We start from the raw sequence: 12,584 nt of genomic DNA on the forward strand, positions 1-12,584 counted from the left end.
GTGTCGGTCGCGGTCGACATCATGGCCGAACGGGGCCTCAAGAGCCTGCCCGTTCTCGATGCCGACGATCTTCTGGTCGGCGTCATCAGCAGGAGCGACGTGGCCGGCGCCCTGGCACGCGACGACGACATCTTGGACAAGGAGCTCACCACGCTCCTGGCCAATCTCGGACATCCCGACTGGCGCGTCGTGGTCGCCGACGGGAGCGTCACGATCACCGGTCCGTCGACGCCGAAGGACCGCGCCCTCGCCGAGAGCGCCGCTGCGACGGTCGCCGGCGTCAACCGGGTGCTGGTCGACCAGCCAGAACCTTTCACCCACCGAGGAGTGACATCATGAAGAGCATCCTGATTCCCGCCGTGGCGGTCGCCGCCGCCGTCGTTCTCACCCCGTCGTCCGCTGCGGCCGCTGACGGACGAGAGTTCGGACATCACGTCGTCCACTGCGCCCAGGGCGTCGGATTCGACGGCACGCACAACCCGGGCATGCACCGGGGTTTCCGCGGCTTCGCCACCCATCACGTGTGCGTGATGGCATGAGCACGCCGTCCGCCTCCACCGCGCCGATCCTCGTCGGCATCCAGAACCCGGCGACGGAGGGTGCCCTCCTCGAGTACGCGGGCCGCCTGGCTGCGAGCAGCGGCCACCCGCTGCGGCTGGTCACCGTCTTCCAGGCGAACGTCCTCTTCGGCGACCCGATCCTCGGCCTTCCAGGTGCGATGCAGCCACAGTCGATGATCATCGACGACTCCGCTGTCGGCCGGCTCGCCGAGCAACGGCTCTACGACGCCAAGGCACGTGCCCGAGAGGTCGTCGATGGCGCGGTCGAGGTCACCGGTGAGCTGCTGCGCGGCCATGCCGCCCACGTCCTGATCAAGGAGTCACAGGATGCCTATCGCGTCGTGATCCAACGGCGGCAGCTCTCTCGCGTACGCCGGGTGTTCACCGGGTCCGTCTCGTCCCGGGTCGCCGGTCACGCCCACTGTCCCGTCACCGTGGTCCCCGAGGACTGGTCGGCTGCGGGACGCGCCGGCGTCGTCGTCGGCGTCAGCGGTGACAAGGCCGACGACCAGGTGCTGTCCCACTCCCTGGAGGAGGCTGACCGGCTGAACGAGCCGGTCACCGCGCTCCATGGTCTCGAGCTGATGGCCATGCACGCCGAGCTGGCCGACCATGCCACCACCCGCGACTGGACGATGCGCGCGGAGGGCTACGTCGAGGACCTCATCCAACGGGCCCGAGCGCAGACCCCCGAGACAGCCCGCACGCCGCTCGCGGGCAAGGTCCTCGCGGCGGCCCCCGCGGACGCGTTGATCACGGCAGCCGAGACCGCCGCCCTCGTCGTGGTGGGACGGGCCGGGCACCTGAACGCCTTTCCGCACCTGGGCAGCGTCACGCGGGCGCTGCTGCGCGAGGCGGCCTGTCCGGTCGAGGTCCTGCCGCTGCCGTCCTGAGACCTTCGGCCTTCATCCCTTCACCGCACGCCCCAGACCGCCCTGCTCTTCCTGTGGTAGGCGCTGGCCCTCCCGCTGGGCCCGGGAGCTCCGGTCCGCTGACCCACCGGCCCGGCGACCGGTTGGTCGCCGGGCCTCGTCAGGTCATCGGGCTACGTCAGCCGAGCCGCTCCAGGAGCGCCTTCGCGGTCGAGACGCTGGACTGCGGGTTCTGGCCGGTGATCAGGGTGCCGTCGACGACCACGGTGTCGCTCCACGGCTCACCGGTCTCGACGATGCCGCCGGCCGCGCGCATGCGCTGCTCCACCGAGAACGGGATGCTGTCGCCGTAGCCGCCCTGCTGCTCCTCGGTGTCGGTGAACCCGGTCATCCGGCGCCCACCGAAGAGCCAACCACCCTCGCCGATGGCGGCGAGGAGACCGGCGACGCCGTGGCACAGCGCCACGACCGGACGGCCGGCGGAGTCGGTGGCGGTCAGGATCGCGGCGAGCGCGGGGTCGTCGACGAGGTCGCTCATCGGGGCGTGGCCGCCGGGGATGTAGACGGCGTCGTACGCCGACGGGTCGACGTCGGCGAGCGCGAGCGGGTTCGCGAGCTGGTCCTCGAGGGTGGCGAGGTAGGCGCGGAAGCGCTCGGCGTCCTCGGGCTGGACGCCGCCCTGCTCGTTGAGCGAGAGCGCGTCGACAGTCGGCTTCCGGCCACCCGGGGTGGCGATGTCGATCTCCACGCCGGCGCCAGCCAGCGTCTCGTGGGAGGCGGCGACCTCCTCGGCCCAGTAGCCGGTCGGGTGCTCGCTGCCGTCGGCGAGGACGAGGGTGTCGGCCGCCGAGACGACCATCAGTACGCGTGTCACGAGTTGTTCCTCCTTGTTGTGGTTCGGTGATGACCTAACGACGACCTTCCCCGCTTCACTCCCGCCGCGTCCCGGATGGTCATAATGATTTCTATGACCTCGCTCGATCTCTGGGAAGCGTTCGCGCATGCCTACCGGGAGCGGTCGATCAGCGCCGCGGCCCGTCGGCTCGACCTCTCCCAGCCGGCGGTGACCGCCCGGATCCGCAAGCTCGAGCACGAGATCGGCGCCACCCTGTTCGAGCGGTCCCGCACCGGGCTGGTGCCGACCGGCCGCGCCGATGCCCTCGCCGCCCGGATCACCCCGTTGGTCGACCAGCTCCGCGGCGCCGTCGGCACCGAGCCCCCGATCGGCCCCGCGAGCATCCGGATCGGCGGCGCCGCCGACGTGATGGCCGCCCGGATCGTGCCCGCCCTGGCGCCGCTGGTGCGCGACGGGCTCGACCTGTCAGTGACCACCGGCCTGGCCCAGGATCTCCTCGACGACCTCGCCGGGGAGCGGCTCGACATGGTCGTCTCCTCCGTACGTGCCGACCACGATCGACTGCGGTCGACAGCGCTGGTCGACGAAGAGTTCCTCCTCGTCGCGGCGCCTGCGCTCGCGGCGCAGGTCGATCCCGCCGAGCTCGCACAAGATCCCGTGCGGGCACTCGCGGGCGTGCCGCTGGCCGCCTACTCCCCCGACCTCCCGATCATCAGGCGATACTGGCTGACCGAGTTCGACGAGCGCCCCACCAACCGCACCGCGCTCGTCCTCCCCGACCTGCGCGGCATCCTCCGCGCCGTCGTCGCCGGCATCGGCGCCTCGGTCCTGCCCCGCTACCTGGTCGACGGCGCCCTCGCCGACGGCACCGTCGTACGCCTCCACGAGCCCCGGCTGGGTCCGCTGAACACGCTCTGGCTGGTCACCGGGCACAGCCCGCCACCGACCGTCGCGCAGGTCTGCCGACACCTGAGGGCCGAGGCCGCCGGATGGGCCAGCACGTGACCTCGTTCCTGGAAGAATCCAACCTGTGAACGTACTCATCAGCGCCGACGACCTCGCGACCGCACTCGCCTCCGGCGAGCCCCCGGTCCTCCTCGACGTACGCTGGCAGCTCGGCGGCCCGCCCGGACACGAGTCCTACCTCGAGGGCCACATCCCCGGCGCCGTCTACGTCGACCTCGACACCGAGCTGGCCCGCCACGGCGAGCCGACCGACGGACGCCACCCGCTGCCGGACCTCGCCGACCTGCAGGCGGCTGCTCGCCGCTGGGGCATCTCCGAGGGCGACAGCGTCGTCGTCTACGACGCCGTCGGCAACACCTCCGCCGCCCGCGCCTGGTGGCTGCTGCGCTGGGCAGGCGTCGCCGACGTACGCCTCCTCGACGGCGCCCTCGACGCGTGGACCTCCGCGGGCCATCCGCTGACCACCACCGACGTCGTGCCCGATCCCGGCACGATCACACTGACCCCCGGCCACCTGCCCGTGCTGCCGTTCGAGCACGTCGAGGCGTACGAAGGTCTGCTGCTCGACGCCCGCGCCGCGGAGCGCTACCGCGGCGAGGTCGAGCCAGTCGACCCGAAGGCCGGGCACATTCCCGGCGCGGTCTCAGCGCCCACCACCGACAACCTCGCCGCCGACGGTCGCTTCCTGCCGGTGAAGGAGCTTCGCGCCCGCTTCGACGCGCTCGGGGTCAGGCCCGGCTCCCCCGTGGCCGCCTACTGCGGCTCCGGCGTCACCGCCGCCCACGAGATCGCCGCGCTGACGATCGCCGGCTACGACGCTGCGCTGTTTCCGGGCTCATGGAGCCAGTGGAGCAACCACGACCTTCCGGTCGCGACCGGCTGACCGGCGACCGCCGAACTCCCTTGACCTCAAGTCAACTTCATCTTTCAGGATGGCAGCACACCACCATTGAGGGAGTTGAGACCATGACGGACACCAACGACCGCCCCGCCGTCACCGTGATCGGGATGGGCAGCATGGGATCGGCGGTCGCGCGGGCGTATCTCGAGCGCGGCTACCGAACCACGGTCTGGAACCGGACGGCCGACAAGGCCGAGGCGCTCGCCGACGCAGGCGCAGCCGTCGCGTCCACCGCAGCGAAGGCGGTGGCGGCCAGCCCGGTGACGGTGCTCAGCCTGCTGGACAACACCGCGGTCGAGGACGTCCTGCACTCCGTCGGCGCCGCCGCGGCGGGCCGCACCCTGGTCAGTCTCACCAGCGGCTCGCCGGCACAGGCGCGGGCGAACGAGGCGTGGGCAATCGAGCACGGGGCCGCGTACGTCGACGGGAAGGTCATGGGAGACCCGCCCGACGTGGGCACGTCCAGGATCTCGCTGGCGTTCAGCGGTGACCGCGCCACCTTCGAGGCCGTCGAGCCGTTGCTCCAGGAGCTGGGGTCGCTCACCTATCACGGGTCCGACGCCGGGTTCGCGGCCGTCGAGTTCAACGCTCAGGTCGCGATGGGCTACGAGTTCCTGATCGGCTTCCTGCACACCCTCAGCTTGGTCGAGGCCGAGAGGATGGATCTGGAGGCGTTCACCGAACGGGTCGCCGCGTCTCTGAACGGCTACGCCGGCCTGCTCAGGATGATGGCGGGCGCGATCAAGAGCGGTTCGTACGGCCCGGACCTCGGTTCCCTCGACGTGCAGGCCGCGCTGATGGACGACCTGATCGGGCACCGCGAGTCGACCGGCGTGGAGGCCGTCCGGATGCGGGAGGTGAAGTCGCTGATGGACCGCCGGATCGCCCAGGGCCACGGCGATCAGGGGTTCTCCAGCCTGTTCGAGCTGCTCCGGCTACGAGCCTGAGGCCTAAGCCTCCTGGGCTGCCACCTCGGCCTCGGAGCGCAGCACGCAGAACTGGTTGCCCTCGGGATCGGCGAAGATCACCCAGCCGGTCCCGGGACCATATTTGCCGCGGTGGTCGGCGACCTGTGTCGCCCCCAGGCCCAGGACGCGCTCGACCTCGTCGTCGCGGGTGCCGGTGCGCGGGCGCAGGTCGAGGTGGATCCGCTTGGCGGGCAGCTCCTCGTCCGGCACCTCGATGAACAGCAGCCGGTGGCCGGTCTCCGGATCGAGGATCATGCACTCCTCGTGACCGGGGAGGTTCGGGTCACCCTCCACATCGACGTAGCCGAGCAGGTTCTTCCACCACTCCGACAGCGTGTACGCGTCGTGGCAGTCGATGGTCGTGTGCGAGACGAAGAGGGCCATGCCCACATCGAAACCTACGCGTGGACCCGAGTCCACCGGGTTTCGACGCCTCAGACCGGCTCGGCCACCTTCTCGTCGATGAACTGCGGGAGAAGGTCGATGGCGATCGGTGCGGCCGCGTCGATCTTCTCCTGCGGCACGTCGCAGATCCGCAGGCAGGTCGCGGCGATGGCCCACGCCTCGCGGCACGGGATCTTGCGGTCCGGGTCCTCGGTGCGCATGTTGATCACGCCCTCGACCTGCTGGATGAGCAGGTCACCCAGCTGCTTGCGGCTGACCGTCGCGCGCACCGTCTTCGAGGCCACCTCGCTGGCCAGGTCCGCGTAGTGGGCGGCCAGCTCGGCGTGCTCGTTGCGGAACTCGTCGTAGACCTCGCACTTCGCCACGTCGGGCAGCTGGTAGAGCATGCCCACGTTGTGCGGCACGTCGGCCAGGGTGCGTACGTCGACGAGGACCAGCAGGTAGAGCGCGGTCTCGAAGTCGAGCGGGGGCACGCGGTTGAGGATCTTCTCCACCTTGTCCGTGGTCGGGCGGACCGACCGGCGGAGAAGCTCTCCGAGGATCTCGTCCTTCCCCGCGAAGTGGTAGTAGAGCGATGCCTGGCGGATGCCGACCATGTCGGCGATCTCGCGGGTAGACGTCGCCGCGAAACCCTGGGAGACGAACAGCCGCGAGGCGGCATCCAGGATCTGGTCGCGCGGTGAGGTCGTACCTGAATCGGGAACATGCCTAGGGCGGCCGGGCCGAGAACGCCTAGTTGTCATGTTGCCCATCTAACTCCCCTCCGGACTTTCAAGGAAGACTTGAAAGGACTTTATCCTCTACAAAAAATGAGTCATAGGACCTATAGGACATAGTTCGATTGGGCTATGTCCACGATGTGCGAGTTTGCGTCCATCACTACCCGGACGCATGCACCGGAAGCCCCCATGAACGACTGGACACCGGGTGGCACCAATGTGTTGGCGCTGTCGTCCGGCTGTTACCTGCCGTCACGGTGCCCAACGACCATGTGGGTGACAGGTCACGCATCTGTTGGATATTCGTGTAACGCCTGTGGCGACCGCCACATGAACTCCGACTGGCATGGAGCGCATCGACGTGGACGAGAGGTCCGGCACCTGCGCGTCGGTCTGGCGCAACGAGGTGCCGTCGGCCGCGGTCCCGCGGCTCTCCCGCGAGGAGAACGTCCTCTACACCGTCGCCTGCCGCGGCGGCGGCCTGACCTGGCGGCTGGCCCGGATCGACCCGGCCGACGGCCGGGTTCTCTCCGAGACGTTCCTCGGCCTCGGGCCTCTGGCCAACACCCTGCAGATGGTCGGCACGATCCTCCCTGACGGCACGCTGCTCCAGGGCACGCTCGCCGGCCTGGTCGCCGTACGACGCTGGGGCGACTCTCACGTGGGCACTCCCACCCGCCGACCCGCGCCCCGCCTACGCTTGATCCGTGGCGAAACAGCAGACACGGTGCCGGCGCGACGAGGACCTGACCGGCCAGCTCGGCACGACACTGCGGCACTTCATGCATCTGGAGTCGACGAGCGCGGCACTGCTGGTGGTCGCGTCGCTGCTCGCGCTGGCCTGGGCCAACTCGCCGTGGTCCCACGGCTACGAGCACCTGTGGGAAACGGTCGTGTCGGTGCGGTTCGGCGACGTCGGACTCTCGATGGACCTGCACCACTGGGTCAACGACGGCCTGATGGTGGTCTTCTTCTTCGTGGTCGGGCTGGAGGTACGCCGCGAGCTCGCCGTCGGCGAGCTCACCGACCGCCGCCGCATGGTGGTGCCGCTGATCGCCGGAGCGGGCGGGCTCGCCCTGCCGGCACTCATCTACCTGCTGCTCAACCCCTCGGGCGAGGCGGCCCGCGGGTGGGGCATCGTGATCGGCACCGACACGGCGTTCCTGCTCGGCATGCTCGCGCTGGTCGGGCCTGCCGTCTCGACGCAGCTGCGCATCTTCCTGCTCACCCTGACCGTCATCGACGACATCGTCGCCGTGAGTGTCATCGGGGTGGCCTATACCGACCACCTCGAGGTCGGCCCGCTGGTCGTCGCCGGGCTGGCCTTGGTCGGGATCTTCGTTCTCGACCGGCTCGAGGTGTGGCGAGCAGGGCCCTACGTACTGCTCGTCCTGATCGCCTGGGTGGCCACCCTCGGGGCCGGTCTGCATGCCTCGATCGCCGGGATGCTGGCCGGGCTGCTGGTGCCGGCCGCGGAACCGACCCGGGCGCAGATGGAGGTCGCGACCTCCCGGTTCCGGGCGTTCCGGCAGTCGCCGCTGCCCACCCTGCAGCGCGAGACCCGTGACGAGCTGACCCGCACGATCTCGGTCAACGAGCGGCTCCAGGAGTCGCTGCACGTGCCGACGAGCTACCTCATCGTGCCGGTCTTCGCCCTGGCCAACGCCGGTGTCGACCTGCGCGACGGGGTGCTCGGCGAGGCGCTGCGCTCGCCGGTGACCTGGGGTGTCATCGCCGGCCTCGTCCTGGGCAAGACCTTCGGCATCGGCGGCGCCGCGTACGCCGCCACCCGGCTGCGCCTCGGAAGGCTGCCCCAGGGCGTCGGCGGCGGCCACGTCCTCGGCGGCGCGGCTCTGTCCGGTATCGGCTTCACGGTCGCGCTGCTGATCACCACCCTCGCCTTCGACTCCGAGACGCTGCAGCGCGACGCGATCGTCGGCGTACTGCTCTCCGTCGTCCTCGCCTCGGTGCTCGGCTGGGTGATCTTCCAGGTCGCCGCGCGCTTCCTCGGCCAGCGCGACGCAGCGCTGCCGAAGCTCCTCACGCCCCCGGTCGACCCGGAGCGCGACCACATCTACGGCGACGTCGACGCCGAGGTCACCCTGGTCGAGTACCTCGACTACGAGTGCCCCTTCTGCGCCCGTGCCACCGGCACCGCCAACGAGGTCCGCGAATACTTCGGCTCCCGCATCCGCTACGTCGTACGCCACCTCCCCCTCCCCCAGCACCCCCATGCCGAGCTGGCCGCTGTGGCCGTCGAGGCAGCCGGGCGGCAGGGCCGCTTCTGGGAGATGCACAAGCATCTCTTCGAGCACCAGAACGAGCTCGAGCACAAGGATCTCGCCGGCTATGCCGGTGTCCTGGGACTCGACGTCGAGCAGTTCCTGCGCGACCTGGAGGACCCAGCGCTGGCCGAGCGTGTCCGCGAGGACATGGCCTCGGCCAACGACAGCGGCGCCCGCGGCACCCCGACGTTCTTCGTCGGAACGCACCGCCACGAGGGCCGCTACGACGCCCGCACCCTCATCGCCGAGCTCGAGCGCGACGCGACCGGTGAGACCGCCCGGCTGGGGATGCGCTCGCGCCGCTGACCCGGCGAGGGTTCACGCGTCCTCGGCCGAGGTGTCCTGGCGCTGCGGGCGCCAGAAGGCGGCGAGGAGGAGCGCGGTGCCGAGCACGCCGCCGCCGAGGGCGACCGCGCCGCCGATCCAGCCGTCGTAGACGATGCCGAGCGCCGAGTCGAGCGAGATCGTGCCGGGGCCGGTGACGCCGAGCACGACCGCGACGACGGCCAGGATCATGACGTACTCCCAGCCCTCCTTGAAGACGAAGAACCCGTTGGGTCGGTGCGCGAGCAGGGCGGCGACGAGCATGACCCCGACCACGCCGGCCGCGGCGAGCGGGGTGAGCAGGCCCAGGATGAGCAGAACGCCGGCGCCGATCTCGGTCACAACGCTCGCCCATGCCTGCAGGGTGCCGTGACGCAGGCCGAGGCTCTCGAACCAGCCGGCCGTGCCGGCGATCTTGCCGCCTCCGCGCCAGTGGTTGACGCCGTGGGCGATCATCGTGCCGCCCACTGCGAGACGGAGCAGCATCAGGGCCAGGTCGACGGGGTCCATCACAGAAGTCCTCGGTGTTGTGGAGTCGGGTTGGCCCAGCCTAGGAGGAGTTCGGTCACCAGACGTGCAGCGACGCCGTCGGCTACCCGAATGCTGCTGCTCGCACTCTCTCCCTGGGCTCCGCGGCGGCCGTGGTCGCGATGTGGTCTGAGGCTCAGGCGCGGAGCGCGGGGCGGGCGATGAAGACGTAGAGGAGCGCACCCAGCCAGCCCAGGAAGATCATCAGCAGGACGTAGAGGATCTTGCTCTGGCCGGCCGACGACCAGACGCTGTCCGGTGTGCGGAGCGCCTGGATCAGCATCAGCAGCCACCACACGGTGAGCGCGAACCAGACCAGCAGCAGCGCGGCCCCTCCGATCAGGGAGGCCCATTCGGCCCCGGTGGGCAGGCCGATCATCGGTCTCATCGCATCGCTCCTGGTTGGGCGAGCAGCATCGGCATCAGCCCCACGACCTGCGCCCGCAGGTCCTCCAAGGCGCCGTCGCGACCGTTGAGGTGGCCCAGGAGCGCCTGCTGGAAGATGCCGTCGAACATCCCGTACGCCACCGGAGCGGCGATCGCCGGCTCGGCGCCTGCGAGCGTGGCGTAGCGGTCCACGATCCGCCCGATCATGTCCTCCAGGCTCTGGTCGATCTGGGTGACGGCCTCGCGCAGGCTCTCCTCGAACATCGACTGCGAGCGCAGGTCGTACCAAAGCCGGTGCATCGGGGCTTCCTCGACGATCGTCTCCACCAGCTTGTCACCGAACCGCTCGGCGAGGTCGTCGGGCGAGGTCGCCTCGGCCACCACGCCGTCGTAGCGGTGGACGCAGGTCTCCTTGTAGTAGCGCACGCAGTAGACGATCAGCTCGAGCTTGTCGCTGAAGTAGTAGTGCACGACGCCGTGGCTGAACTCGGAGTTGTTGGCGATCTCGCGCAGGCTGGAACGCGCGTAGCCCAGCTCCCCCAAGGTCCTCAGCGCGGACTCGGCGAGCGCCTTGCGGCGTTCGTCGTGCTTGTCGGCGGGCGTGCGGCGAGACGCCTTCGGAGCGGCGACCTGGGTCATGAGCCGCAACGATACCCCCTCTTGCACCCCTCCCGGAGCCATCCGAACCATTCTTTGGTCAATCGTCAAGAAAACTCTTGACAGTCGTCAAGATTCGCGATTGCCTGTGATCCCGATCACAGCGACATCACAGCGACGAAGGAGTCATAGATGACCGATCTGAGCGGACGCACAGCGCTCGTCACCGGCGGAGCCCAAGGTCTGGGCGAGGGGATGGCCCGGGCGCTGGCCGCCGCCGGCGCCAAGGTCGCCGTCGCAGACGTCAAGGACGACCAGGGCGCGAAGGTGGCCGAGTCCATCGGCGGCGCCTTCGTGCGCCTCGACGTCACCGACGACGCCTCCTGGGAGGCGGGCGTCGCCGCAGCCGTCGACGGCCTCGGCGGACTCGACATCCTGGTCAGCAACGCCGGCGTGGAGATCACCAGCCTCGTCACCGAGCTCGACCCCGCCGACATCAAGAAGATGCTCGAGGTCAACGTGCTCGGCACCGCGCTCGGCCTCAAGCACGGGCTGCGGACGATGCGGCCCGACGGCGCGGCCGGCAACGGGGGCGTGATCGTGAACGTCGCCTCGGTCGCCGCGACGATCGCGTTCCCCGGCATCTCGGTCTACTCGGCCACCAAGAGCGCCGTCGACCGGCTGACCCGGGTGGCGGCCATGGAGAGCGGCAAGCTCGGCTACGGCGTACGCGTCAACTGCATCTATCCCGGGCTCGTGCCCACCGAGATGGGCGCCGGGCTGGCCAACGACGTCGCCCAGCTCGGCCTCTTCGAGTCGCCCGACGCGGCCGTCGCCGGCGTCGTCGAGCTCACCCCGTCGGGACGGCTCGGCACGGTCGAGGACATGGCCGACGCGGTCGTCTTCCTCGCCTCCGACCAGGCGAGGTTCATCAACGGAGTCGGCCTCCCGGTCGACGGTGGAATGGGGATGTGACCATGAGTGACAACAAGCCCGTCGTCGTCTACGGCGCCTCCGGCTACACCGGCCGGCTGGTCTGTGAATACCTGCGCGAGCTCGGGGTGCCGTTCGTGGCCGCCGGCCGCTCCAAGGACAAGCTGGTCGCCTCGATGGCCGCCAACGTCCCGGGCATCGAGACCGCCGACTACGAGATCGCCGAGGTCGAGCACTCCGTCGAGGCGCTCACCGAGCTGCTCACCGGGGCGCGCGTCGTGCTCAACACCGTCGGCCCGTTCTCGAAGTACGGTCCCGAGGTCGTCGAGGCGGCGCTGGCCGCCGGTGTCCACTACACCGACACCACCGGTGAGCAGGACTGGCTGATCACCTGCGACGAGACGTACGGCCCCGACTACGCGGAGAAGGGGCTGCTGCTCGCGCCTGGCATCGCGCAGATGTACACCACCGGCGAGATCGCCGCCGAGATCTGCCTCGAGCAGCCCGGCCTCGACACCCTTGACATCGCCGTCTTCTGGGGTGGCTCTCCCACGATCGCCTCGACCCGCACGATCCTGGTCAACGCCGCCACCTCCAAGGCGCACTACTTGGAGCAGAACGCGTACGTCGAGTTCGACCCGAACGCGGGGCTGGTCCCGCTCGTGGTCCCCGGCCAGCACGAGCTCGCGCTCTCGCTGCCGTGGGGCGGCACGTCGCACCCGGTCTGGTACCGCCGCGACCCGAAGGTGGCCACCTGCAAGGCCCAGGGTGGCGTCTTCAACGCCGCCCTGATGAACGGCGTGCCGCAGATCGTCGCGGGTGCGCTGGAGGCGACCAAGGACATGGACCCCGAGCAGCGCGACGAGGCGCTGACCGCCACCGCGGCCCAGGTGATGAACCAGATGCCGCCGCGCGAGAACCCGCGGCTCAACAAGTCGCTCGACTCGGTGCACGCCTCCGGTCCGCTGGGGCGCGCGCACTGCGTCATCCACGGCAACCAGAACTACAAGCAGACCGGGCTGCTGCAGGCCTACGTCGCCTACTCGCTGCTGCAGCAACCGCCGCGTCGTCATCGGTCAGGCTGCCAGGCGTTCGGCCACCGCGAGCTGCTCGGCCAGCTGCAGGCCTTCGGGCTGGTCGCGGAGCCGGTCGTGACCCGGCAGCGCGGCTGAGGGGCGCCGATGCGGCTCGTCGACTACCTCGACAAGGGTGCCTCGCTCGGAGGCGACACGCCCTGTCTCGTCTGCGGCGAGGAGACCTGGACGTATGCCGAGGTCGTCGAC

The 12,584-nt window shown here is 70.0% G+C and carries 15 protein-coding genes; 9 read left to right on the plus strand and 6 right to left on the minus strand.

Annotated features, from left to right (window positions below; all coding sequences use genetic code 11):
* From ACFVJS_RS20395 to ACFVJS_RS20405, 3 genes are all read left to right on the plus strand, one after another.
* Window positions 1-339 (plus strand): BON domain-containing protein (locus tag ACFVJS_RS20395; RefSeq protein WP_378884099.1); only part of this gene is annotated, 339 nt, incomplete at its 5' end.
* On the plus strand, window positions 336-539 hold the full coding sequence (locus ACFVJS_RS20400) for a hypothetical protein (protein ID WP_378884102.1): 204 nt from the start codon (window positions 336-338) through the stop codon (window positions 537-539). The genes ACFVJS_RS20395 and ACFVJS_RS20400, both read left to right, overlap by 4 nt.
* Entirely contained in the window at window positions 536-1,453 is a 918-nt protein-coding gene (locus ACFVJS_RS20405) for a universal stress protein (protein ID WP_378884105.1), read from the plus strand. The genes ACFVJS_RS20400 and ACFVJS_RS20405 overlap by 4 nt, the downstream gene beginning before the upstream one ends.
* Window positions 1,454-1,610: 157 nt before the next feature.
* On the opposite strand, the gene ACFVJS_RS20410 is transcribed toward ACFVJS_RS20405, so the two are convergent.
* Window positions 1,611-2,306 carry a type 1 glutamine amidotransferase domain-containing protein gene (locus tag ACFVJS_RS20410; RefSeq protein ID WP_378884108.1) on the minus strand — a complete coding sequence of 232 codons (696 nt, stop codon included), beginning with the start codon at window positions 2,304-2,306 and terminating at the stop codon, window positions 1,611-1,613.
* Window positions 2,307-2,399: 93 nt separating this feature from the next.
* Here ACFVJS_RS20410 and ACFVJS_RS20415 point away from each other — a divergent pair, with 93 nt between their 5' ends.
* The 3 genes from ACFVJS_RS20415 (at window position 2,400) to ACFVJS_RS20425 (ending at window position 5,102) form a co-directional block, all read left to right on the plus strand.
* Window positions 2,400-3,293, plus strand: a complete 894-nt coding sequence (locus ACFVJS_RS20415; protein ID WP_378884110.1) for a LysR family transcriptional regulator — start codon at window positions 2,400-2,402, stop codon at window positions 3,291-3,293.
* 25 nt (window positions 3,294-3,318) lie between these two features.
* Entirely contained in the window at window positions 3,319-4,137 is an 819-nt protein-coding gene (locus ACFVJS_RS20420) for a sulfurtransferase (RefSeq protein ID WP_378884113.1), read from the plus strand.
* Window positions 4,138-4,220: 83 nt separating this feature from the next.
* On the plus strand, window positions 4,221-5,102 hold the full coding sequence (locus tag ACFVJS_RS20425) for an NAD(P)-dependent oxidoreductase (RefSeq protein WP_378884116.1): 882 nt from the start codon (window positions 4,221-4,223) through the stop codon (window positions 5,100-5,102).
* 3 nt (window positions 5,103-5,105) lie between these two features.
* Here the strand turns inward: ACFVJS_RS20425 and ACFVJS_RS20430 are convergent, their stop codons facing one another.
* Together ACFVJS_RS20430 and ACFVJS_RS20435 are read right to left on the minus strand one after the other, a co-directional pair.
* Complete coding sequence (locus tag ACFVJS_RS20430) at window positions 5,106-5,507, minus strand: VOC family protein (protein WP_378884118.1); 402 nt, start codon at window positions 5,505-5,507, stop codon at window positions 5,106-5,108.
* A 50-nt stretch (window positions 5,508-5,557) separates the two neighbouring features.
* Window positions 5,558-6,271 (minus strand): TetR/AcrR family transcriptional regulator, encoded by a 714-nt coding sequence (locus ACFVJS_RS20435; protein ID WP_378884120.1) that lies wholly within the window; start codon window positions 6,269-6,271, stop codon window positions 5,558-5,560.
* 683 nt (window positions 6,272-6,954) lie between these two features.
* Here ACFVJS_RS20435 and nhaA point away from each other — a divergent pair.
* A complete protein-coding gene (gene nhaA / locus ACFVJS_RS20440; RefSeq protein ID WP_378884122.1) occupies window positions 6,955-8,838 on the plus strand; it encodes a Na+/H+ antiporter NhaA in 1,884 nt (627 codons plus the stop codon).
* A gap of 12 nt (window positions 8,839-8,850) precedes the next feature.
* On the opposite strand, the gene ACFVJS_RS20445 is transcribed toward nhaA, so the two are convergent.
* The 3 genes from ACFVJS_RS20445 to ACFVJS_RS20455 all read right to left on the minus strand — a co-directional run bounded on the left by ACFVJS_RS20445 (window position 8,851) and on the right by ACFVJS_RS20455 (window position 10,410).
* The gene (locus ACFVJS_RS20445) at window positions 8,851-9,366 is read right to left on the minus strand and encodes a DoxX family protein (RefSeq protein ID WP_378884125.1); all 516 of its coding nucleotides are present in this window, start codon (window positions 9,364-9,366) and stop codon (window positions 8,851-8,853) included.
* A 154-nt stretch (window positions 9,367-9,520) separates the two neighbouring features.
* Window positions 9,521-9,772 (minus strand): hypothetical protein, encoded by a 252-nt coding sequence (locus tag ACFVJS_RS20450; RefSeq protein ID WP_378884128.1) that lies wholly within the window; start codon window positions 9,770-9,772, stop codon window positions 9,521-9,523.
* On the minus strand, window positions 9,769-10,410 hold the full coding sequence (locus tag ACFVJS_RS20455) for a TetR/AcrR family transcriptional regulator (protein ID WP_378884131.1): 642 nt from the start codon (window positions 10,408-10,410) through the stop codon (window positions 9,769-9,771). Before ACFVJS_RS20455 ends, ACFVJS_RS20450 begins: the two co-directional genes overlap by 4 nt.
* A gap of 150 nt (window positions 10,411-10,560) precedes the next feature.
* Here ACFVJS_RS20455 and ACFVJS_RS20460 point away from each other — a divergent pair, with 150 nt between their 5' ends.
* Both ACFVJS_RS20460 and ACFVJS_RS20465 read left to right on the plus strand, forming a co-directional pair.
* Window positions 10,561-11,343 (plus strand): SDR family NAD(P)-dependent oxidoreductase, encoded by a 783-nt coding sequence (locus ACFVJS_RS20460; protein ID WP_378884134.1) that lies wholly within the window; start codon window positions 10,561-10,563, stop codon window positions 11,341-11,343.
* Between the two features lie 2 nt (window positions 11,344-11,345).
* Window positions 11,346-12,473, plus strand: a complete 1,128-nt coding sequence (locus ACFVJS_RS20465) for a DUF5938 domain-containing protein (RefSeq protein WP_378884137.1) — start codon at window positions 11,346-11,348, stop codon at window positions 12,471-12,473.
* Window positions 12,474-12,584 lie beyond the last annotated feature (111 nt).

The sequence above is a fragment of the Nocardioides sp. NPDC057772 genome, assembly GCF_042798075.1.
Taxonomy (GTDB): Bacteria; Actinomycetota; Actinomycetes; order Propionibacteriales; family Nocardioidaceae; genus Nocardioides.

Excerpts from the sequence above, each read along its gene's own strand:
- ACFVJS_RS20400 (WP_378884102.1), top strand. The coding sequence starts at position 336 with ATGAAGAGCATCCTGATTCCCGCCGTGGCGGTCGCCGCCGCCGTCGTT.
- ACFVJS_RS20405 (WP_378884105.1), top strand. The coding sequence starts at position 536 with ATGAGCACGCCGTCCGCCTCCACCGCGCCGATCCTCGTCGGCATCCAG.
- ACFVJS_RS20415 (WP_378884110.1), top strand. The coding sequence starts at position 2,400 with ATGACCTCGCTCGATCTCTGGGAAGCGTTCGCGCATGCCTACCGGGAG.
- ACFVJS_RS20425 (WP_378884116.1), top strand. The coding sequence starts at position 4,221 with ATGACGGACACCAACGACCGCCCCGCCGTCACCGTGATCGGGATGGGC.
- ACFVJS_RS20430 (WP_378884118.1), bottom strand. The coding sequence starts at position 5,507 with ATGGCCCTCTTCGTCTCGCACACGACCATCGACTGCCACGACGCGTAC.
- ACFVJS_RS20435 (WP_378884120.1), bottom strand. The coding sequence starts at position 6,271 with ATGACAACTAGGCGTTCTCGGCCCGGCCGCCCTAGGCATGTTCCCGAT.
- ACFVJS_RS20445 (WP_378884125.1), bottom strand. The coding sequence starts at position 9,366 with ATGGACCCCGTCGACCTGGCCCTGATGCTGCTCCGTCTCGCAGTGGGC.
- ACFVJS_RS20450 (WP_378884128.1), bottom strand. The coding sequence starts at position 9,772 with ATGAGACCGATGATCGGCCTGCCCACCGGGGCCGAATGGGCCTCCCTG.
- ACFVJS_RS20455 (WP_378884131.1), bottom strand. The coding sequence starts at position 10,410 with ATGACCCAGGTCGCCGCTCCGAAGGCGTCTCGCCGCACGCCCGCCGAC.
- ACFVJS_RS20460 (WP_378884134.1), top strand. The coding sequence starts at position 10,561 with ATGACCGATCTGAGCGGACGCACAGCGCTCGTCACCGGCGGAGCCCAA.
- ACFVJS_RS20465 (WP_378884137.1), top strand. The coding sequence starts at position 11,346 with ATGAGTGACAACAAGCCCGTCGTCGTCTACGGCGCCTCCGGCTACACC.